Source organism: Paraburkholderia sp. SUR17 (genome assembly GCF_029536165.1).
Lineage (GTDB): Bacteria > Pseudomonadota > Gammaproteobacteria > Burkholderiales > Burkholderiaceae > Paraburkholderia > Paraburkholderia kururiensis.
This window is the reverse complement of the sequence record NZ_CP120508.1, coordinates 3,530,314-3,551,554: the sequence shown is the minus strand read 5'-3', so window position 1 is coordinate 3,551,554 and position 21,241 is coordinate 3,530,314. Positions and strand designations below refer to the sequence as shown.

Annotated in this window: 19 protein-coding genes; 13 read left to right on the top strand and 6 right to left on the bottom strand. The window is 64.6% G+C overall.

What is annotated here, in order from left to right; genetic code table 11:
* Positions 1–8: 8 nt before the first annotated feature.
* The 3 genes from P2869_RS15815 to yihA all read right to left on the bottom strand — a co-directional run bounded on the left by P2869_RS15815 (position 9) and on the right by yihA (position 2,577).
* Positions 9–269 carry a hypothetical protein gene (locus P2869_RS15815; RefSeq protein WP_277596575.1) on the bottom strand — a complete coding sequence of 87 codons (261 nt, stop codon included), beginning with the start codon at positions 267–269 and terminating at the stop codon, positions 9–11.
* Positions 270–518: 249 nt separating this feature from the next.
* Positions 519–1,517: a porphobilinogen synthase gene (hemB, locus tag P2869_RS15810; protein WP_277596959.1), complete on the bottom strand. Its 999-nt coding sequence runs from the start codon at positions 1,515–1,517 to the stop codon at positions 519–521.
* A 400-nt stretch (positions 1,518–1,917) separates the two neighbouring features.
* Positions 1,918–2,577 (bottom strand): ribosome biogenesis GTP-binding protein YihA/YsxC, encoded by a 660-nt coding sequence (gene yihA, locus P2869_RS15805; RefSeq protein WP_017777180.1) that lies wholly within the window; start codon positions 2,575–2,577, stop codon positions 1,918–1,920.
* 241 nt (positions 2,578–2,818) lie between these two features.
* On the opposite strand from yihA, the gene P2869_RS15800 reads away from it, so the two are divergent.
* The 5 genes from P2869_RS15800 (at position 2,819) to msrQ (ending at position 8,958) form a co-directional block, all read left to right on the top strand.
* On the top strand, positions 2,819–3,472 hold the full coding sequence (locus P2869_RS15800) for a c-type cytochrome (protein WP_277596958.1): 654 nt from the start codon (positions 2,819–2,821) through the stop codon (positions 3,470–3,472).
* A 132-nt stretch (positions 3,473–3,604) separates the two neighbouring features.
* Positions 3,605–5,809, top strand: coding sequence for a cytochrome c biogenesis protein ResB (locus P2869_RS15795; RefSeq protein WP_277596957.1), 2,205 nt, complete (start codon positions 3,605–3,607; stop codon positions 5,807–5,809).
* Between the two features lie 4 nt (positions 5,810–5,813).
* Entirely contained in the window at positions 5,814–7,025 is a 1,212-nt protein-coding gene (gene ccsB, locus P2869_RS15790; protein ID WP_026121922.1) for a c-type cytochrome biogenesis protein CcsB, read from the top strand.
* Positions 7,026–7,205: 180 nt separating this feature from the next.
* Entirely contained in the window at positions 7,206–8,210 is a 1,005-nt protein-coding gene (msrP, locus tag P2869_RS15785; protein WP_017777184.1) for a protein-methionine-sulfoxide reductase catalytic subunit MsrP, read from the top strand.
* 58 nt (positions 8,211–8,268) lie between these two features.
* A complete protein-coding gene (gene msrQ, locus P2869_RS15780; RefSeq protein ID WP_233411880.1) occupies positions 8,269–8,958 on the top strand; it encodes a protein-methionine-sulfoxide reductase heme-binding subunit MsrQ in 690 nt (229 codons plus the stop codon).
* 126 nt (positions 8,959–9,084) lie between these two features.
* On the opposite strand, the gene lysA is transcribed toward msrQ, so the two are convergent.
* Positions 9,085–10,347, bottom strand: a complete 1,263-nt coding sequence (lysA, locus tag P2869_RS15775) for a diaminopimelate decarboxylase (protein WP_277596956.1) — start codon at positions 10,345–10,347, stop codon at positions 9,085–9,087.
* A gap of 8 nt (positions 10,348–10,355) precedes the next feature.
* Positions 10,356–10,679 carry a lipoprotein gene (locus P2869_RS15770; protein ID WP_126879331.1) on the bottom strand — a complete coding sequence of 108 codons (324 nt, stop codon included), beginning with the start codon at positions 10,677–10,679 and terminating at the stop codon, positions 10,356–10,358.
* A gap of 35 nt (positions 10,680–10,714) precedes the next feature.
* On the opposite strand from P2869_RS15770, the gene cyaY reads away from it, so the two are divergent.
* Positions 10,715–11,032 carry an iron donor protein CyaY gene (gene cyaY / locus P2869_RS15765; RefSeq protein ID WP_042302601.1) on the top strand — a complete coding sequence of 106 codons (318 nt, stop codon included), beginning with the start codon at positions 10,715–10,717 and terminating at the stop codon, positions 11,030–11,032.
* Positions 11,033–11,076: 44 nt separating this feature from the next.
* Here cyaY and P2869_RS15760 read toward each other — a convergent pair whose 3' ends face one another.
* Positions 11,077–13,500, bottom strand: a complete 2,424-nt coding sequence (locus tag P2869_RS15760; RefSeq protein ID WP_026121924.1) for a penicillin-binding protein 1A — start codon at positions 13,498–13,500, stop codon at positions 11,077–11,079.
* A gap of 248 nt (positions 13,501–13,748) precedes the next feature.
* Between P2869_RS15760 and pilM the strand changes: the two genes are divergently transcribed.
* The 7 genes from pilM (at position 13,749) to P2869_RS15725 (ending at position 21,182) form a co-directional block, all read left to right on the top strand.
* A complete protein-coding gene (gene pilM / locus P2869_RS15755; protein WP_277596955.1) occupies positions 13,749–14,759 on the top strand; it encodes a pilus assembly protein PilM in 1,011 nt (336 codons plus the stop codon).
* A gap of 4 nt (positions 14,760–14,763) precedes the next feature.
* A complete protein-coding gene (locus P2869_RS15750; protein WP_277596954.1) occupies positions 14,764–15,462 on the top strand; it encodes a PilN domain-containing protein in 699 nt (232 codons plus the stop codon).
* On the top strand, positions 15,459–16,379 hold the full coding sequence (locus tag P2869_RS15745; protein ID WP_277596953.1) for a hypothetical protein: 921 nt from the start codon (positions 15,459–15,461) through the stop codon (positions 16,377–16,379). The genes P2869_RS15750 and P2869_RS15745 overlap by 4 nt, the downstream gene beginning before the upstream one ends.
* Positions 16,376–18,085, top strand: a complete 1,710-nt coding sequence (pilQ, locus tag P2869_RS15740; protein WP_277596952.1) for a type IV pilus secretin PilQ — start codon at positions 16,376–16,378, stop codon at positions 18,083–18,085. The genes P2869_RS15745 and pilQ overlap by 4 nt, the downstream gene beginning before the upstream one ends.
* Positions 18,086–18,245: 160 nt before the next feature.
* Positions 18,246–18,797: a shikimate kinase AroK gene (aroK, locus tag P2869_RS15735; protein WP_026121925.1), complete on the top strand. Its 552-nt coding sequence runs from the start codon at positions 18,246–18,248 to the stop codon at positions 18,795–18,797.
* A gap of 25 nt (positions 18,798–18,822) precedes the next feature.
* Positions 18,823–19,905 (top strand): 3-dehydroquinate synthase, encoded by a 1,083-nt coding sequence (gene aroB, locus P2869_RS15730; RefSeq protein WP_277596951.1) that lies wholly within the window; start codon positions 18,823–18,825, stop codon positions 19,903–19,905.
* Positions 19,906–19,973: 68 nt separating this feature from the next.
* Positions 19,974–21,182: a deoxyguanosinetriphosphate triphosphohydrolase gene (locus P2869_RS15725; protein ID WP_277596950.1), complete on the top strand. Its 1,209-nt coding sequence runs from the start codon at positions 19,974–19,976 to the stop codon at positions 21,180–21,182.
* Positions 21,183–21,241 lie beyond the last annotated feature (59 nt).

The window sequence follows — 21,241 nt, the reverse complement described above, 5'->3', positions numbered from 1 at the left end:
TCCGGTCCCTATCGCGCCGGGCCGAAGTATTGGTCCCACTGTTCCGAATCGGGATCGAGTCGGCGCACGATCGCGTCGTCGGCCCGTGCGATCAACCGCTCCAGCATCTGGCGCTTCGTTACCGAGTAACGGCGAGCTAACCGCGTCAGAGCAAGATTCGCTTCCGTGCTCACCCACATATCCAGACGCCGATCACCGTTGCCGTCCTTGCCTGCCGTCTCGCGCCTTGCCCGATAAGCCGCTTGCCGCTGCGCCGTCGTTTGCGTCATCTCGCATCTCCTTCGTTACCCGGTAACTATCGATCTGAAATATGTTACCCGGTAACACGTCACCTAACGACGTGTGGCGGATTTAGCGCTTACGTCGTAGCAACGCACGTGGCCTTTGCATCGACGCTCGTTACTGCGAAGGAACGCCGGCGCGGGGCAGCACAAAAAAAGAGGCACATCGGTTCTTATCCGATGTGCCTCTTTTGCGTTTGCGTCTGAGGTGGCAGCCGCACCGCCACGTTGTCTGCGTTATCGCTGGGTACGCAGGATTCTCGCCGCGTCGAGCGCGAAATAGGTGAGCACGCCGTCCGCGCCAGCGCGCTTGAACGCCAGCAGCGATTCCATCATCACCTTGTCGTGATCGAGCCAGCCGTTCTGCGCGGCCGCCTTGAGCATCGCGTATTCGCCGCTCACTTGATACACGTAGGTCGGGTAGCGGAACTCGTTCTTCACGCGGCGCACGATGTCCAGATACGGCATGCCCGGCTTCACCATCACCATGTCGGCGCCTTCCTCGATGTCGAGGCGCACTTCGCGCAGCGCTTCGTCGCTATTCGCCGGGTCCATCTGGTAGGTCATCTTGTTGCTCTTGCCCAGGTTCGACGCGGAACCCACTGCATCGCGGAACGGACCGTAGAACGCCGACGCGTATTTTGCCGAATACGCCATGATGCGCGTATGGATATGGCCTTCGCTCTCGAGCATCTCGCGGATCGCGCCGATGCGCCCGTCCATCATGTCTGAGGGCGCGACGATATCGACGCCCGCTTCGGCCTGCGCCTGCGCCTGCTGAACGAGGATTTCGACTGTCTCGTCATTCATGACATACCCGGCCTCGTCCAGTACGCCGTCCTGCCCGTGGCTGGTGTACGGATCGAGCGCGACGTCGGTCAGCACGCCCAGCTCCGGGAAGTGCTTTTTCAGTTCGCGTACGGCGCGCGGAATCAGCCCGGCTTCATTGGCGGCTTCGCGGCCGTCGGGCGTCTTGATGGACGGCTCGATGGCCGGAAAGAGCGAAATGACGGGCACGCCGAGCTCGACGCATTGCTCGGCCACGCCCATCAGCAGGTCGACGGAAACGCGTTCGACGCCCGGCATCGACGGCACGGCTTGCCGCACGTTTTGGCCTTCTACGACGAAGACGGGGTAAATCAGGTCGTTGGTGGTGAGAATGGTTTCGCGCATGAGGCGGCGCGAAAAGTCGTCGCGTCGCATACGGCGCGGACGGAGATGGGGATAGAAGCTCATGTCGGATATCGTGGGAGAGGACGACAGAAGGGCGGGATGCAGCGGCTCCCGCGTGGCAGAAACTTTTCAGGCCAATGGTATATCATACCGATCGAGCGAGGCGCCCTGCGCCGGACTCCCCGCTTCTCCTCCCTGAGCGGGTGCCTGTCGTTTTTCGATTAGGCTGTTAACCCGCCGCGAACCGGCGGGTTTTTTTATGGGCGCCCGGGATGAAGCGCCCCTCGCTTTGCACAACAAGCAGGCACTTCCGGCGCAGCCGCCGCGACGACATGTCGCACATGTGCTGGTCGTGAAGGCCGCTTCAAAATTCTGTGCCTCGCACGCCATTGACCGCGGCAACGCTGGCCGCCGCGTCGATTTCTTCACGCGCCACCGCTCCCATGCCACGCTGGCCCGCCGATTATTCTGACGCCGCCTCAGCCTCGCCGGCGTGCTCCGCAGGTGCAATCCAGCTTTCGATCAGTTCGTGCGCTTCGTCCAGCCCGGTGCGCTTGAGCGAAGAGAAAAGCTGCGCGCTGAGCTCACCCGCGTGGCCGGCCGCCCGGTATTCGTCGAAACCCTTCTTCGTCATGCGCAGTGCATTGATGCTCTCTTGGCGTGTCAATTTGTCGCACTTCGTTAGCAGAGCATGGATCGGCTTCCCGGTGGGCTCGAACCATTCGATCATCCGGCGGTCGAGTTCGGTGAGCGGACGGCGGGCGTCCATCATGAGAATCAGGCCGCGCAGCTGGGCGCGAGTCTGCAGATAGCGCGACAGCAGTTCCTCCCAGTGCGCCTTCGAGGCCTCCGGCACATCGGCGTATCCATAGCCGGGCAGATCCACGATGTGTGCCACCGGCTCCGCGGCCGGCCCCACCGAGAAGTAGTTGATGTGCTGCGTGCGCCCTGGCGTCTTCGAGGCGAAGGCGAGCCGCTTCTGGTTGCACAGCACGTTGATGGCCGTCGACTTCCCGGCATTCGAGCGTCCCGCGAACGCGATCTCGGGCTGCGTCGTGGCCGGTAGGTCGCGCAGATGATTGACCGTCGTAAAGAAGCGGGCTTGATGGAGCAGGAAGGCCATGAGGGGAAAACCAGAATGTGAGACGCCGTGGCGAATGCCGGGCACCGGGATGGACCGGGAGAGGTCCGACTGGCGCCATTGCGTATAGCGCGTTATTGTACAATACGACGGTTTACTGAAGACCTTACTGAAGTCCTCGATACGGAGACAATTTGGGGACGAGCGTGCGGGCCTTCGCGGTAGATCGGTCGCCGTCGTATTTTGCAGAGCCTAATCCCACAAGACGAAACAGGGTGTGCGAATGAATCGACTGTGCAAGTCCTTGATGGTGCTTGAATTTGCGGTAGCGGCAGGTCTTTCGGCAGTAGCGGTGCAAAAAGCAGTGGCAGCGGATCAGACAAAGCCCGATCTCAACCGGGGGCAGACAATCGCGACACAGGTCTGCGCCGCCTGCCACGGAGCGGACGGCAACAGCGCCGGCGGCGCGTATCCAAAGCTCGCCGGCCAGCATCCCGAGTATCTCGTCAAGCAGCTTCACGACTTCAAGCCGGCGGAAGGCAAGCCGGCAGCGCGCAGCAATCCGATCATGGCCGGTTTCGCGGGCGCGCTGTCCGATCAGGACATGCAGAACGTGGCGGCCTACTTCGCAGCGCAAGCGCCAAAACCCGGCTACGCGCATAATGCGAGCACCGTCGCGCTAGGCCAGAAGATTTATCGCGGCGGCGACGCGGAACGGGGCGTGCCGGCGTGTGCGGCCTGTCACGGGCCGACGGGGCAGGGTATTCCGACCCAGTACCCGCGGCTCTCGGGTCAGTGGTCCGAGTACATCGTTGCGCAGCTCACCGCTTTCCAGCAGGGTACGCGCAATAACAACGAACCGATGCATGCGGTGTCGCTGCGACTGTCCGATAGCGAGATCAAGGCCGTCGCCGATTACATCGCCGGGCTGCATTGACAGCCCGCGCGATTCGCGTCGGGTAAGAACCAGCCGGCCCAGCCAGGGACGGCAAGAAAACAAGAAAAGGGTGGGGGCGTCGTCATGGCACGACAGCCCTTCACCCTTTTTTGCTGTTGAGTCGGAGTTTGAATGAGCGTCACCACGTCGGGTTTGCAGTTGAATACGCGTAAGCGGGCATGGCGCAATGCGATCGAATTGCTCAGCTCGATGCGTTTCGCCATCGCGCTGCTTGTGGTTCTTTCGATCGCGAGCATCATCGGCACCGTCCTGACACAGGACGATCCTTATCCGAATTACGTCAATCAGTTCGGTCCGTTCTGGGCCGACATCTTTCGCTCGCTGGGCCTCTATAGCGTGTACAGCGCGTGGTGGTTCATGCTGATTCTCGGCTTTCTGGTCGTGTCGATTTCGCTGTGCGTGATCCGCAACGCGCCGAAGATGATCGCCGACATGAAGAGCTGGAAGGACAAAGTCCGCGAAGGCAGCCTGCGCGCGTTTCACCACAAGGGCGAGTATGCGGTGCAGGGCTCGCGTGTGCAGATGGCCCAAGTGCTCACGAATCTTACCGGCCGGCTCGGCTACAAGTTCGTGACGCGCGAAAGCGACGGCGCCACGCTCATCGCGGCCAAGCGCGGCGCGCTCACGCGCATCGGCTACATCTTTGCTCATCTGGCCATTGTCGTGATCTGTATCGGCGGGCTGCTCGACAGCAACCTGCCCATCAAGCTGCAGATGTGGCTCTTCGACAAGACGCCGATCCGTAGCAATACCGTCATCAGCCAGATCGCACCCGAGCACCGTCTCTCGGTCTCGAATCCGACGTTCCGCGGCTATGCGTGGGTGCCGGAAGGCCAGTTCGTTTCGACTGCGATTCTCAATCAGCCGAACGGCTCGCTGATCCAGGACCTGCCGTTTTCCATCCAGCTGAACAAGTTCATCGTCGATTACTACTCGACCGGCATGCCGAAGCTCTTCGCGAGCGACATCGTCGTGATCGATCACAAAACCGGCCAACGCGTTCCGGCGCGCGTCGAGGTGAACAAGCCGTTCGAATACGACGGCGTGTCGATCTATCAATCGAGCTTCCAGGACGGCGGCTCGCAGATGCAGATGACCGCCTGGCCAATGACGGGCGGCGGCACGAAGACCTTCCCGTTTGGCGGCACGATCGGCAATTCCGCGCCGCTGCCCGCGTCCACGCCGGGTGCCGACGGTCAGACCGTCGAGTTCACGGATTTCCGGGCCATCAACGTCGAGAACATCTCGAACGGCAGCGGCTCGACGGACGTGCGCGGCGTGGCGCATCGCTCGCTCAAGGAGGTGTTCGACGAGCGGCTCGGTTCGGGCGCGAAAACGTCGAAGCCGCTCGATCTGCACAACGTCGGCCCCTCGGTGCAGTACAAGGTGCGCGACAAGGACGGCCAGGCGCGCGAATACAACAACTACATGGTGCCCGTCGACGTGGGTGGCGCGCGGATGTTCCTCGCCGGCATGCGCACGAACCCGGACGATCCGTTCCGCTACCTGCGCATCCCGGCCGACAGCGGCGGCACCGTGAACGAATGGATGCGCCTGCGCGCCGCCTTCGAAGATCCGGCGCTGCGCGCCCAGGCGGCGCACCGGTTTGCGATGCGGTCCGTGCCCGAAGCCAATCGCGAATTGCAGCAGCATCTCGAGGAAAGCGCGGTGCGCGTCCTGACCCTCTTTGCTGGCGCCGACGACGTCTCCGGCAAGCCGGTGCCGGGGCAATCCATCGGCGGCTTCCAGGCCATTGCGGCGTTCATCGACAAGTCGGTGCCGAAGGGCGAGCAGGAAAAGGCCGCAGGTCTCCTGCTGCGCATGCTGGAAGGCTCGACGTGGGACTTATGGCAGCTTGCCCGCGAGCAGGCCGGCGAGCCTGATGTAAAGCCCGATACCCAGACAACGCGCTTTGTGCAAGATTCGATCAACGCGGTGTCCGACAGTTTTCTGTATGGAGCGCCTGTTTACCTGCAGCTCGATTCCTTCAAGCAGGTGCAGGCATCGGTGTTCCAGCTCACGCGGGCACCTGGCAAGAAAGTCGTGTATCTTGGCAGCCTCCTTCTCGTGCTCGGCATCTTCTCGATGTTCTACGTGCGCGAACGCCGGCTGTGGTTCTGGCTCAAAGATAGCGGCTCAGGCGTGAACGTCGTCATGGCCATGTCGACGGCGCGCAGGACCTTCGATTTCGAAAAAGAGTTTGCCCGCACCCGCGATGCCGTCGGCCAGGCGCTGGGCGTCAAACCGCTGACTCCCGACGCTCCTGGCACAGCCCCTGCTGTGCCGTCAGAGAACGCTGCAGATTCGACCCGGTAAGAACATGGATTTGACTCAGGTTTCCTCATCCCGCCCCGGCGCGCCGCGCGTGCCCGCCACGCCGCCCGCCGCTTCGGAGATCAGCGCGCTTGGCGACGAGCGTTCCTTCTTGCGGCGCCTCGGCGCCTTCGACTGGCTGTTTGCGCTTGCGCTCGTGGCCGGCGCGGGTTTCGCGCTCTCGCGTTACCACGCGCACATGAACTACTACGACAAGCTCGTACTGGTCTGCACCGTGCCCGCGCTCGTCGTGCTGGGCTGGCGATGGAAGCCGGCGCGTCTGCTCATGGCGGGCATCGCGGTGCTCTCGCTGGCCGGCATCCAGTTCTACCACGGCGATCTGGCGCGGGCCGACACCGCCTTCTTCCTCAAGTACTTCCTCTCCAGCCAGTCCGCCATCCTCTGGATGAGCGCGCTGTTCGTGCTTGCCACCTTGTTCTACTGGATCGGCACGCTCTCGCGCTCGCCCGTGGGCGGTGCGATCGGTTCGAAGCTGACCTGGGCAGCGGTGCTGATGGGCTTCGTCGGGCTGATGGTGCGCTGGTACGAGTCGTACCTGATCGGCGCGGACGTGGGCCATATTCCCATCTCGAACCTCTACGAAGTGTTCGTGCTGTTCAGCCTCATCACGGCCCTCTTCTACCTGTTCTACGAGAAGCACTACAACACGCGGGCGCTGGGCGCGTTCGTGCTGCTCGTGATCAGCGCGGCGGTCGGCTTCCTGATGTGGTACTCCATTGCGCGCGACGCCCAGCAGATCCAGCCGCTCGTGCCCGCGCTGCAAAGCTGGTGGATGAAGATCCACGTGCCGGCGAACTTCATTGGCTACGGCAGTTTCGCGCTGTCGGCCATGGTGGGCGTTGCCTACCTGATGAAGGAGCGCGGCGTGCTGGCGGACCGCCTGCCGGAGCTCGAGGTGCTCGACGACGTCATGTACAAGTCGATTGCCGTGGGTTTTGCGTTCTTCACCATTGCCACGATTCTCGGTGCGCTGTGGGCCGCCGAAGCGTGGGGCGGCTACTGGAGCTGGGATCCGAAGGAAACCTGGGCGCTGATCGTCTGGCTCAATTACGCGGCGTGGCTCCACATGCGGCTCATGAAGGGCCTGCGCGGCTCGGTGGCGGCCTGGTGGGCGCTGACTGGCCTGCTCGTCACCACCTTCGCGTTCCTGGGCGTCAACATGTTCCTGTCGGGACTGCATAGCTACGGCAAGCTGTAAGATCCGCCGCGCTCGAACGACAAACAACCGCCGGATGGTTTTCCCCGGCGGTTTTTTGTTTCCAGTGGAAGTTTTTTGCCCGGCGCGTGTTTGCCAGAGTGTGGCCTGCGCGGGGCGGGTCGGACGAACGTGGATGCGGTTCGCACGGGATACACCCGCTGCGCCGCGAGGAGTGAAGTCATGTGGATCAAGCGAGCCAGCAGGATTCTGCTGAACGGCGACGACATTGCGGGAAGCGAGATCACGCCCGAATCGGTGTACCGGAACCGCCGGCGCGTGCTGCAGGCGGCGGGCGCCGCGGCTATCGGCTCATTGGCGGGCCCGTTCGGGCTCAGCGCGCCGGCGTTGGCCGAATATGCATCGCCGGACCCGAAGGCGCAGAAACTGGCGGCGAAAACGAACCCTAAATTCGTCGCCCTGGATAAGGTCACGTCTTTCAAAGACATCACCACGTACAACAATTTCTACGAATTCGGCACCGACAAGAGCGATCCCGCAGCCAACGCGGGCACGTTGCGGCCGCGTCCGTGGCGCGTGAGCGTCGAGGGCGAGGTGAAAAATGCGAAGGTCTACGACATCGACGAGTTGCTCAAGCTCGCGCCGCTCGAGGAGCGCGTGTACCGGCACCGTTGCGTGGAAGGCTGGTCGATGGTGATGCCGTGGATCGGCTTTCCGCTCGCGGAGTTGATTCGTCGGGCTCAGCCCACCGGGAACGCAAAGTACGTCCAGTTCATTACGCTCGCCGACCCGTCGCAGATGCCCGGCCTCGCGCAGCCGATTCTGGACTGGCCCTATTCCGAGGGCCTGCGCATGGACGAGGCGATGAATCCGCTCACGCTTGTCACCGTCGGGCTGTATGGCCAGGTGCTGCCGAACCAGAACGGCGCGCCGATCCGCATCATCGTGCCGTGGAAGTACGGGTTCAAAAGCGCGAAGTCGCTCGTGAAGATCCGCTTCGTCGAAAAGCAGCCGAAGACGAGCTGGAACACGTATGCCGCGAACGAATACGGCTTCTACTCGAACGTGAATCCGAACGTCGACCATCCGCGCTGGAGCCAGGCAACGGAGCGGCGCATCGGCGAAGACGGCTTCTTCACGCCGAAGCGCAAGACTCTGATGTTCAACGGCTACGGCGATCTGGTCGCGTCGATGTATCAGGGCATGGATCTGAAAAAGAACTTCTGAGTCGCCCGCACGAACGGCTGGGGCGGTGGAGCAAGCAATGCAACGCGTTTCTGAAACGATGGGCACGGCTGGGAAGGGACAAGCGGCTGCTGCGTCCGCGAGCGTTTCCCGAGCCCGGCCGCGTGCCGCTGCCGGCACGCGCTGGGTTGCGCCGGCGAAGGTCGCCGTGTTCCTCGCGGCGCTTTACCCGCTGGGGCGACTTGTGCTGTTGGGATTCACGGGTGGCCTGGGCGCGAACCCAATTGAGTTCATCACGTGGTCCACGGGACTATGGACGCTTGTATTCCTGTGCATCACGCTGGCAGTCACGCCGCTGCGCCGGCTCACGGGACTCAACGCACTCGTGCGTTTTCGCCGCATGCTCGGTCTCTTTGCGTTTTTTTACGCGACGTTGCATTTCACGACCTACATCTGGCTCGACAAATGGTTCAACGTCGCCGATATGTTCAAGGACATTGCCAAGCGGCCGTTCATCACGGTGGGGTTTGCGGCGTTCGTGCTGCTGATTCCGCTTGCGGCAACGTCGCCACGCGCGATGGTGCGGCGGCTGGGCCGCCACTGGCAGACGCTGCATCGCGCCATCTACGCGATCGGCGCGCTCGCCATCCTTCACTTCTGGTGGTTGAAGGCGGGCAAGCACGACCTGGTGTTGCCGAAGATCTACGGCGCGATTGTGGTGGTGCTGCTCGGGTGGCGGCTCGCCGTGTGGCTGCGTGAGCGTTTTCGAACGGCGGGCGGCGCGAGATGAGTTAGCAGGCGGCGAGGCGTGTCGGCGGCGGGTGCCGCTTTCGAGTTAGCCCGGCCCGCTGCGAGCCGGGCCGAGTGTCGGGCCCTGACGTTTGGCGCGGATCCTGGGCCCGCTTCAGGCCGCGCGTTACGCCGGCAGGACGCTTTCACCCGCGAACAGCTGCGTCACGCTTTCGCGTTCGCGCACGACGTGAGCGTGTTCGCCGTCCACCATGACTTCGGCGGCGCGGCCACGCGTGTTGTAGTTCGAGCTCATCACAAAACCATAGGCGCCGGCCGAGCGGATGGCGAGCAGATCGCCCGGTTCGATCGCAAGCGACCGCTCGCGGCCGAGCCAGTCCCCGCTTTCACACACCGGGCCGACTACGTCATAGACCTGCGCCGGCGCCTTTCGCTCGACGACCGGTTCGATCGCGTGAAAGGCCTCGTACATTGCGGGGCGGGCCAGATCGTTCATCGCTGCGTCCACGATCGCGAAATTCTTTTCGGCGCCGGGCTTCAGGAATTCGACGCGCGTGAGCAGCACACCCGCGTTGCCCACGAGCGAGCGGCCCGGCTCGAAGTACACCTCGCGATGGCCGTGGCCGCGCGCTTCGATGCGGTCGAGCACCATGCGCACGAACGCGCCGATGTCGGGCGGCGTTTCGTCGTCGTAGCGGATGCCGAGGCCGCCGCCCACGTCGATGTGGCGAATCGCGATGCCGTCGGCTTCGATCTGCTCAACGAGTTCCAGCAGCTTGTCCACGGCATCCAGGTACGGTTCGACTTCGGTGATCTGCGACCCGATATGGCAGTCGATGCCAACGACCACGAGATTCGGCATCGCCGCCGCCGCGCGATAGGTGGCGCGGGCGTCGTCGAACGCCACGCCGAACTTGTTCGACTTGAGACCCGTGGAGATATACGGGTGCGTCTTCGCATCGACGTCCGGATTCACGCGCAGCGACACCGGCGCCTTCTTGCCGAGCTCACCGGCGACGGCATTGAGCCGGTCGAGTTCCGGTATCGACTCCACGTTGAAGCATTTCACGCCGGCCACGAGCGCTTCCCGCATTTCAGCCGCACTCTTGCCCACGCCCGAGAACACGCTGTTTTCCGCTTTGCCGCCCGCAGCGAGCACGCGCGCGAGTTCACCGCCGGAAACGATGTCGAACCCCGCGCCCATGCGCGCAAAGAGGTTGAGCACGGCGAGGTTGCTGTTCGCCTTCACGGCGTAGTGGATCGACGTGCGGCGGCCCGCGCATGCGTCCGCGTAGGCGTGCCACGCCGCAGTAAGCGCGGCGCGCGAGTAGACGTAAAGCGGCGTGCCGAACTGCTCGGCCAGCGAAACGGCGGAAACGCCTTCGACATGCAGCACGCCGTCGACGCGTGTGAACGCGGGTTGAACCATGTGAAGTCTTATTGGGTTTGCGCCGCATCCGATGCGGCACGCGAGGGCGCTGCGGGTGCGGTGTTGAGTTGGGTGTCCGGCGAGAGCGTCAGTGCGGTGCCCGAGGTGTCCGGCACTTCGCCTGCCGATACCCCCGACGCGCCCGAAGACGCGGTTTCGGCGCCCGGCTTGACGTCTTCGCCAGGCGGTTCGGTTCGTTCGTTGGGCTTCGCCGGCAGGGGCGGTACCGTGGGCAGATAGAGCGCGCCGCGTTGGCCGCAACCGGCGAGCGCGCCGCCTGCGAGAATGGCCAGAGCCGCTACAATCGCGCTCATCCTGAAAACGACTCGCATGACTGTCCCAGAGAATTTAATCAACGGAGTTTAGCATGACCGACAGTGACTACCTGACCCGTGCCGAAGCCGTGCTGGACGCGGTGGAGCGGGCGATCGACGACATCGACGCCGACATCGAACTCGAGCGCAGCGGCAATGTTTTGACGCTCGAATTCGCTAACCGGTCGAAGATCATCGTCAATCTTCAGCCGCCCATGCAAGAGATCTGGATTGCCGCAAAGGCCGGCGGTTTCCATTTCCGCTACGTCGACGACGCGTGGCGCGACACGCGCAACGACACGGAGTTTTTCGAAGCGCTCTCGGGGTACGCGACGCAGCAGGCCGGCGAGCCGGTGACTTTTACGCCGTAGCTTTACGTCGCGGTTTTACGCTGAACGCGCGAGCCCTCGCGCGTTCAATGCCCCCGGAACAGGTTCATGATGTCCTGTTTCTCTTTCTCGTCGATGTGTTCGGGCGCGGGTTGCGGCTCGGCGCCGGCCGCCGCGCTGGCTTGCGCGTCGAGCGCTTCCTGGCTCACGCCTACCGTGGAAATGAAGCCGTGTCCCGGCGTGAATCCGTCGAAATACAGTTCGTCGCCGAGCGTCACGACGCCGTCCGGCATCGGCATCTTGTAGGGCGGAACGCCCTTCAGCATGCGGCTCATGTAATCGATCCAGACCGGTAGCGCGAGGCCGCCACCCGTTTCGCGGTCACCCAGGCTGCGTGGATTGTCGTAGCCGATCCACGCCACGGCCGCCAGCGTGTGCTGGTAGCCCGTGAACCAGGCGTCGCGCGAATCGTTCGTCGTGCCTGTCTTGCCGGCGAGGTCCGTGCGGCCCAACACGTTCGATCGCGCGCCTGTACCGTGCTGCGCCACGCTCTGCAAGAGGCTGTTCATCACGTATGCGTTGCGCGCGTCGATGGCGCGCGGCGCGTTTTGTTCGGCGATGAGCGGTTGTGCGTGCGCGACCACCACGCCGCGTTGATCTGTCACCTCGGCGATCAGATACGGATTGATGCGGTAGCCGCCGTTGGCGAACACCGAGATGCCGCTCGCCATCTGGAGCGGCGTGACGAGACCCGCGCCCAGCGCCATCGGCAGATACGCCGGGTGGCGCTCGGCATCGAAGCCGAAGCGCGTGATGTACTGCTGCGCGTACTTCGTGCCGATGTAGTTGAGGATGCGGATGGACACGAGGTTCTTCGACTTCTGCAGCGCCGTGCGCATCGTCATGGGACCGTCGAAGCCGCCGCCGTAGTTCTTCGGCTCCCACGCTTCGCCGCCCGGGGTGGTGGCGGGAAAGAAGAGCGGCGCGTCGTTGATGATGGTGGCCGGTCCCAATCCCTTTTCCAGCGACGCCGAGTAGATGAACGGCTTGAAGCTGGAGCCGGGCTGGCGCCAGGCCTGCGTCACGTGGTTGAACTTGTTCTTGTTGAAGTCGAACCCGCCCACGAGCGCGCGAATCGCGCCGTCCTGCGGCACAACGGAAACGAGCGCGCCTTCCACTTGCGGCAACTGCGTGATCGACCACTTGCCGCCGTCGTCACGCACGAGCCGGATGATGGCGCCCGGCCGGATGCGCGAATTGGGTTGTGCCCGCGGGCCGAGTGCGTACTGCGCGAAGCGCAGGCCGTCTCCTTCGATGGTGGCCGTGTTGCCGTCGATGAACGTTGCCTGCACCTGCTTCGGGCTGGCCGACGTGACCACCGCGGCAATGATCTCGCCGTTGTCGGGATGTTCGAGCAGCGCGTCGTCGATTTCCTGTTCGCGTTCGCTCGCCTCCTGAGGCAGATCGACGAACGCCTCGGGGCCGCGATAGCCGTGGCGCCGTTCGTAGTCCATCAATCCTTTACGGACGGCGCGATACGCGGCGTCCTGTGCAGCGGAGTCGATCGTGGTCACGACGTTCAGGCCGCGCGTATAGGCCTCTTCGTGGTACTGCGCGTACATCATCTGCCGCACCATTTCCGCGACGTACTCGGCGTGCACGCTGAATTCGCGAGCGACGCCCTTCACCACGAGCGGTTGCTTCACGGCGTCGTCGTACTGCTGCCGCGTGATGTAGTTGAGTTCGAGCATGCGCTGCAGGATGTATTCCTGGCGCACCTTCGCCCGCTTGGGATTCACGACCGGGTTGTAGGCGGACGGCGCTTTCGGCAGGCCCGCCAGCATGGCCGCTTCGGCAAGCGTGAGATCCTTCATGTCCTTGCCGAAATAGACGTGCGCCGCACTCGCAAAACCGTAAGCGCGCTGACCCAGGTAGATCTGGTTCATGTAGACCTCCAGAATCTGGTCCTTGGTCAGCTTCGTTTCGATCTTGTACGCAAGCATCATCTCGTAGATCTTGCGCGTGTAGGTCTTCTCGCTGGAGAGGAAGAAATTGCGCGCCACCTGCATGGTGATGGTGCTCGCGCCCTGCGTGGCATGACCGTTCGTGAGGGCGACGATGCCCGCCCGCGCAATGCCGGTGAGGTCCACGCCGCCGTGCTCGTAGAAGCGCGCGTCTTCGATGGCGAGAATCGCTTTCTTCAGGTGGTCCGGCACGTCCTGGATCCGCACGATGTCGCGCCGTTCTTCACCAAATTCGCCGATCAGCACGTGATCTGCGGTGTAGATGCGTAGCGGCACCTTCGGCCGGTAGTCTGTGAGCGCTTCGAGCGAGGGCAGATTGGGTGCCGCCACGACGAGCCCGTAGCCGATCACGAGCGCCACGCCCACAATGCCGGCCGCGACGAGCCCTACGAAGCCGAGCAGCAACCTCGCCCAAAGAGGGCGCTTAGGGGCTTTCGGTGTGGGCGGTGGGGCGGCGTTGTCGGGCGTAGGGGATGGGGATTGCATGGGGACACCAGAAAAACAGTCCCGCGATTATAGCCGCCGGGGTAGGGCGCCTTTCGGCTCGCTTACGTCCGTTCGGCTCTTCGCGGGACAACGGCACCACTGTAGCGTCCCTGTGCGTGCCCGGATAGGCGTTGCACGCCGCGTTGGCCATCTGGCCGAATGTCGGGCCATGCTCGCGATTCGCACAATCTCCTCCAACGATCGCACGCGAATGGTTCGCGGCGACGTGCAGGCGAGGAGGAGGCGCAATGTCGCTGAGGAATGCGTGGCAACTGTCGGTTCGCCGGTTCGGCGCCGGTATCGATCTCAATGCCCAGGGCGTAAGGTGCGCCGTGTTGAGCCGGCGTCTGCGCAGCACGGGTCCGGTGCGGATCGAATGGCTGGCCGCGTGGCCGTTGGTCTCCGGCGCAGTGGCGGGCGCCGAGATTTTTGATCGCACCGCGGTGAGCACCGTGCTGCGCGCGGCGTTTGCCCAGATGCCGGCCTGGTGCGCCGCCCAGGCCATGCGATGCGCGATGGCCATACCGGCCTCGGCTACGTTCTCGGCGTCCATGCCGATGGGGCAACTCGCGCCAAATGGCGAGCAGGAGGCGGGCCTTCTTCCCATGGGGCCGGCGTGGACGGCGTTCGAGCCCGCCGTGCTGGCCGAGGCCGAGCGCGTGGCCGGCCTCGAGCGCGACGCACTGGCGGTGGACTGGTTCGTCGATGAGTCGCTGCATCACGTTGCGGACGGCGGGCCGGGCGGGCATTACGTGACCCTTGCCGCGGCATCGCGCCACCATCTCGAGGCGCGCCTGGAATGTGCCGCCGCGGCGGGTTTCACGCTTCACGCGCTGGACGGCGAACCGCACGCGGCATTGCGCGCCATGCGGCACGCCGCGAAAGTCGAGTTGCAGCCGTATGAACCCTACGCGGCCCTCTGGGTGGGCGGCGACGGCGTCTATGGATGGCGCGTGGTCGATGGTCTCGTGGCCTGCGAAATCCGCTATCCCGCGCTCGAATACCCGGACTTCGTCGATGCTCTGCGCGAGCTTTCAAAGGGCGCGGCGGTGCGATGCGCGCTGCTGTCCGGCGATCTGCAACTGCTTGTGAGCGCGGGATTTTCACTCGCCGATGTGGGCGACGTGCTGGGCTGCCCGGTATTGCCGTTCGAGTGCTCGGCCTTGGCCGATGGCACGCGGCCGCTCGTTCCCGAACTGCTGCACGAGCCGGCATGCGCGGTGGCAGTCGGTCTCGCGTTGCGCGGCGTCATGGAGTGACGCCATGAACGTGAACGCAATCACGCGCGCCCAACTGCGCGCCGAGCGCGGGACCGCATGGATGGGCGGCTTCAATCTGCTGCCTTGGCGGCGGGCTCAGATGCGTCGTGCGCGCCGGCGTTGTCTGCTCGGCTGGGCATGCGCGGCGGCATTGGGCGGCGCAGGGGTAATCGCGCTGGGCGGCTGGCAGCTCTTCGAGCGGATGCGTGTGGACGCGCAACGGGCCGAAACGGAACGCTCGCTTGTGGCGATGGCGGGACCGCTTGCCGAGCACGATCGTCTGGCGCGGCGTATTGCCGGGCAGCGCGAACGCGACGAACGCGCAGTCGCAATGGGCGCATCGCTCGCGCATCTGTTGGACTTTCTTGCCGCATTGAGTCGCGAAGCTTCAGCGGAAGTCGCGGTGCAGCGGCTCGTGCAGCACGACGGCGAAATCGTGGTGACCGGTGAGGCGCGCGATCACGCTGCATCAGCCGAATGGCTGGAGCGGCTACGCGACCTGGAAGGCGTGCGCTCGGTATCGGTGAGCGAGTTGAAGCGCGCGGAGCCTGGGCCGACGCCTCGTGCCGGCACGCAACCGCGCGAGACCGTGCAGTTCACCGCCACGGTGCGATGGGACGATGCGCCCGGCACGCCGGGCGAGGCACAACGTTCGCAGCGACCAGGCGCTACCCACGAGAACGAATTGCGGGGGCGGACATGAGCGGCGTCGGCACGCGGTTTCCGTACGGTCTGGGTGAAGCACGCGCAGGCCATGCGTCATGCACGGGAGCGTGGGCCCGGCCGGAGACCTGGAGCGCATGGCAGCGCTTCGGCGTGGCCGTGCTGGTTGCCGCATTGACGTTCGTAGCCGGCGCGAGAGCGTGGACGAGCGAAGACATGACCGGCATCGACGCGGCGCGCGCTGCGCTTGCCGACGCGCAATTGCGCTTGGACGACGCCCGCGACGGCGTCGCGCATCTGACCGAACTGCGGAGCCTCGCGCGCGGCCTGCCCGACCTGAATGAAGGGGGCAAGCGTGGGTCGTTTGCGGCGGACGCGCGCACGGTCTCGGCGCTCGCGGCGGCAGCGGGCATGGTGCTCTTCGGTCTCGAACCGGGGGCGGAGAGCGGATCGGCGACGGATGCAATGCGTTCCATCAAGCTCTCCGCGCAGGCGGATTTTTCGCAGCTGATGGATTTCCTGCAAGAACTCCAGACCTTGCCAACCCTCGTCACGCCCATCGAATTGACGGTGAAGCGCAATGCCGACTCACTGCATATCGAGGCACAACTGCGTGTCTACGATGGCTTGCGTGCGCCGGAGGCGATGCGCGAGGCAACTCGCGACCGAGCCGCCGACCTGCTTTCGCTCGACCCCGACGAAACGTTCCAGCGCTATCTCGCCGACCCGTTCGCCGTGGATCGTTCCGATGCTGCCGACGACGCGGTGCGTCTCACCGGTCTGCTGCGCGATCGCAGGCGCGCACTGGCACTCGTGGAAACGTCGAATGGCGCATTGGACGTGACTGCGGGCGAAAGTCTTCTCGGCGAGCAGGTGGTCGGCGTGGGCGACACCGGCCTCACGCTTGCGAGCGACAGCGGTACGCGCGAACTCTTATTGCAGGAGGTGGCGCGATGAGGCTACGCGATCGCATTACCGTTGGCGTCTGCTGTGCGTGGCTTGCAGCAGGCGCTGCACACGCCGCGCTGCCACCTCTACCGCAATGGGCGCGAAGCGACGGGCCCGTCGCAACGTACGACGACGTCCCACCGCTGCCTGCCGGCTTCGCGGATGACGTCTACGGCGCGCGAGGCAGGGAGGCTCGCACCGCGACGCGCATGCTCAAGAATCCGTTCGTTTCCGAAGACTCCGGCAGCTTGCCCGGCAGTGCCGATACACAAGACGACGCGACCTATGCCTTCTCCGTCTCTCCGGATCGGCAACTGCCGGAAGACGGTGCGCCCTTCGACGCAGACGCAGATCGGGACAACGCACGTGCTCAACGGTCCGGCATGGCATCACGCGCCGCGGACCGCGAAAGCTTGCAAACCAGCATGCTCGAAGGACCGCCGATTCCGCTGGCCGCCGAACAGCGGCTTTCGACCGGCGGCCCGACCTCCAGCGACGCCGGCCTTCCGCCGGATCGCCCCATCACGCTGGATTTCCGTCATGCCGAACTCGGCGCCGTGCTCCACGCGTTCGCGAAGTTCACCGGGCTCAACATCGTGGCGTCCGACCGTGTGCGCGGTGAAGTGACGTTGCGCTTCGACAATGTCCCGTGGCGGGCCGCGTTCGATACCCTGCTCGACCTTCAGGGGCTCGCCATGGAGCGCCACGGCAACATCGTCTGGGTGGTCCCGGCCGCCGACCTCGCCGCGCGCGAGCGGCGGCGCTTCGAAGCCCATGCCCGCGCCGCGGAACTCGAACCGCTCGTGAGCCGCACCTTCGAATTGCACTACGCCCGCGCCGACGAGCTTCGCCGCCTGTTCACCGGCTCAGGCGCCCAACGCGTGCTCTCGAAGCGCGGCACCGTCATGGCCGACGCCCGCACGAACCTGCTCTTCGTAACGGACCTGCAGGGGCGACTCGATCAGCTTGCCGAACTCGTCCGGCGCCTTGACCAGCCGTCGCGGCAAGTACTGATCGAAGCGCGCATCGTGGAAGGCGAACAAGGTCTGTCGCGCAATCTCGGAGTGAAGCTCGCGATGTCGGCGAGAAACGATGCGCCGTCCACGGGACTGCATGGCGGCACGGAGGGCACGCTGCTGAATCTCGGCGCCTCGGCGCTTTCGGGCTTCGACGCCGCGAATATCGGCATGACGCTGCTCGCGGCGCGTGCAACGCGGCTGCTCGATGTGGAGCTGAGCGCGCTCGAGGCCGAGGGCCGCGGACACGTGGTGTCCAGCCCCCGCGTGGTGACCGCGGACCGGATGAAGGCCATCGTGGAGCAGGGTACGGAACTGCCTTATCAGGCCAAGGTGGGGCAGGGCGTGTCCGGCGTCCAGTTTCGTCGTGCGAGCCTGAAACTGGAGGTCGAACCGCGTATCACGCCCGACGGCCGGGTGATTCTCGACCTCGACGTGGCGAAGGACAGTGTCGGCGAGCAGACCACATCGGGCCCCGCTATCAACACGAAGCACGTGCAGACGCGTGTCGAAGTGGAGGACGGCGGCACGGTTACCATTGGGGGTATCGACGCCACCGACGAGCGCCTCGATGTGACTCGCGTGCCGCTCCTGGGCAAAATACCGGTTTTGGGCGCACTTTTTCGTCACCGTGCGCAGCGCAATCAGCGCAGCGAACTCGTTGTCTTCATTACGCCGCATGTTGTGCAGACGAATTGAGCGGCGGCGCGACGTGCATTTGCGGCCGAAACCCCATACCCGGCTGCCGCCTGCCGCACGGGCGGGACGGGCCTGCCGGCCTTGCCCGCAGGCTCGACAAGGCGGTCGCTTTGCCAGTAAGCTGCGGCACGAACCATACCGGATTGACCAGAGGAAACCGTTGCAACCGCGGGACGCACACGCCAATGTATTTTTCGTAGGGCTCATGGGGGCGGGGAAGACCACCGTGGGCCGGGCGGTGGCGCGCCGTCTGGAGCGGCCTTTCTTCGATTCGGATCATGAAATCGAGGCACGCACCGGGGCCCGCATTCCCCTGATCTTCGAACTGGAAGGCGAAGCGGGCTTCCGCGACCGCGAAGCGCAGGTGATCGCAGACCTCACCAGTCGCGAAAACATCGTGCTGGCCACGGGCGGTGGCGCCGTGTTGCGCCCCGAGAATCGCGAATTGCTCAAGAGCCGCGGCATTGTTGTCTATCTGCGCGCGAATCCGCACGACCTGTGGTTGCGTACCCGCCGCGACAAGAACCGTCCGCTGCTGCAGACCGAAGACCCGAAAGCACGTCTCGAAGCGCTGTACGAAGTGCGCGACCCGCTCTATCGCGAATGCGCCAATTTCGTCATCGAGACAGGGCGGCCTTCCGTCAACGGGCTCGTCAACATGGTGCTGATGCAGCTGGAGATGGCGGGCGTGGCCCGCAGCACTGCGTCATGAGCCCTCGTCATCCATAATGGCCAGCATGATTACAGTTAACGTCGACCTGGGCGAGCGCGCCTATCCCATCCATATCGGGGCCGATCTGCTCGGCCGTACCGAGTTGTTCGCTCCGCACATCGCCGGCGCAGCCGTCACCATCGTCACCAACACGACGGTCGATCCGCTCTACGGCGAGACGTTGCGGCGCGCACTTGCCCCGCTCGGCAAGCAGGTTTCCACCGTGGTGCTGCCCGACGGCGAGGCGCACAAGAACTGGGAAACGCTGAACCAGATCTTCGACGCGCTGCTCGGCGCACGGGCCGACCGCAAGACCACGCTCATCGCGCTGGGCGGCGGCGTGACCGGCGACATGACCGGCTTCGCGGCCGCGTGCTACATGCGTGGCGTGCCGTTCATCCAGGTGCCGACCACGCTGCTTTCGCAGGTGGATTCGTCGGTGGGCGGCAAGACGGGCATTAACCATCCGCTCGGCAAGAACATGATCGGCGCGTTCTACCAGCCGCAGGCCGTGATCGCGGATATCGGGACGCTGCGCACGCTGCCGCAACGCGAACTGGCCGCCGGCGTGGCCGAGGTCATCAAGACCGGTGCCATTGCAGATGCCGCGTTCTTCGAGTGGATCGAAAGCAACGTCGAAGCGCTCAATCGTTGCGAGCCCGAAGCGCTTGCGTATGCGGTGAAGCGGTCGTGCGAAATCAAGGCGTCCGTGGTCGCCGCGGACGAGCGCGAAGGTGGCCTGCGCGCCATTCTCAATTTCGGGCATACGTTCGGCCATGCGATCGAGGCAGGTCTGGGCTACGGCGAGTGGCTGCACGGCGAGGCCGTGGGTTGCGGCATGGTGATGGCGGCTGATCTCTCGGTACGTCTCGGCTATCTCAACGAGGCGTCGCGTCAGCGCATCGTTCGCGTGGTGGAGGCTGCGCATCTGCCCACGCAGGCGCCCTCACTCGGCGAAGCACGCTACATGCAACTGATGCAGGTCGACAAGAAGGCCGAAGCCGGCGCGATCAAATTCATCCTGTTGAAGCGTTTCGGTGAGACGCTGATCACCCGCGCGCCCGATGAGGCCGTTCACGCTACGCTCGCCGCAACGGTAGCCGCCTGATACGTGCGCGGTCCGCCGAAGGCGCGACAGCAAGGCTCGCGACGGCGCGCCAACAACTGGAGGAGCCGGTGAACGAAAGGCGCAGCGACATCCCGGGCGAACAACACGGCCACGCAACGGCTGCTGCGGTGGCCTCTCCCACGGTTGCCGCGCTCGAAGCGCATCTTGCGCCGTACGCGGCCCGTTCATCGCAGTCTCGTGGACGTCATTTCGATGAGCCGCCCCCTTCTGCGCGCACGGAGTTTCAGCGCGACCGGGACCGCATCGTTCACTCCACCGCGTTTCGGCGCCTCGAATACAAGACGCAGGTGTTCGTCAATCACGAGGGCGACCTGTTTCGTACACGGCTCACGCACAGCCTGGAAGTCGCGCAGATTGCGCGGTCCGTGGCGCGCAATCTGCGCGTCAACGAGGATCTCGTCGAAGCCATCTCGCTCGCGCACGACCTCGGCCACACGCCGTTTGGCCACGCCGGCCAGGACGCGCTCAACGAATGCATGCGCGAGCATGGGGGCTTCGAACACAATCTGCAAAGCCTCATCGTGGTCGACGAACTCGAGGAGCACTACGGCGCGTTCAATGGCCTGAACCTGTGCTTCGAAACGCGCGAAGGCATTCTCAAGCATTGCTCGCGCGAAAACGCCCGGCGCCTCGGCGCGCTCGGCGAGCGTTTCCTGCTGGGTCGCCAGCCTTCCATCGAAGCGCAAATCGCCAACGTCGCGGACGAGATCGCCTACAACAATCACGACGTCGACGATGGCCTGCGCTCCGGCCTGCTCTCCATCGACCAGCTTGCCGAGGTCGAACTTTGGCAAACGCATTACGAGGCCGCGCGCCGCGACTATCCGCAGATCGAGGGACGTCGCCTGATTCATGAAACCGTGCGCCGGATCATCAATACGCTGATCGTCGACCTGATCGACACGACGCGCCGCAATCTCGCCCAGCATGCACCCGCGTCGCTCGACGATGTGCGCGCTGCGCCGCCGCTCGTCGCGCACAGCGAGACCGTCGCGGCACAAGCCACGCAATTGAAGCGCTTCCTGTTCGTGAATCTCTACCGTCACTATCGCGTGATGCGCATGGCGAACAAGGCGCGGCGCGTGGTGGTCGGTCTCTTCGACGCGTTCATCGAGGACTCGCGGCTGTTGCCGCCTGCGTATCAGTCGAAGGATCCGGCGCTCCAGCCGCGCCTCGTCGCGCACTACATCGCGGGGATGACTGACCGCTATGCGCTCAAGGAGTATCAGCGGCTCTTCGTGATCGCCGACAACTAAGCGAGGGGCGCGGTTGCACGCCAGCTCGCCAGCGCCTCGCGGCCGTTTCGCATTCGCAG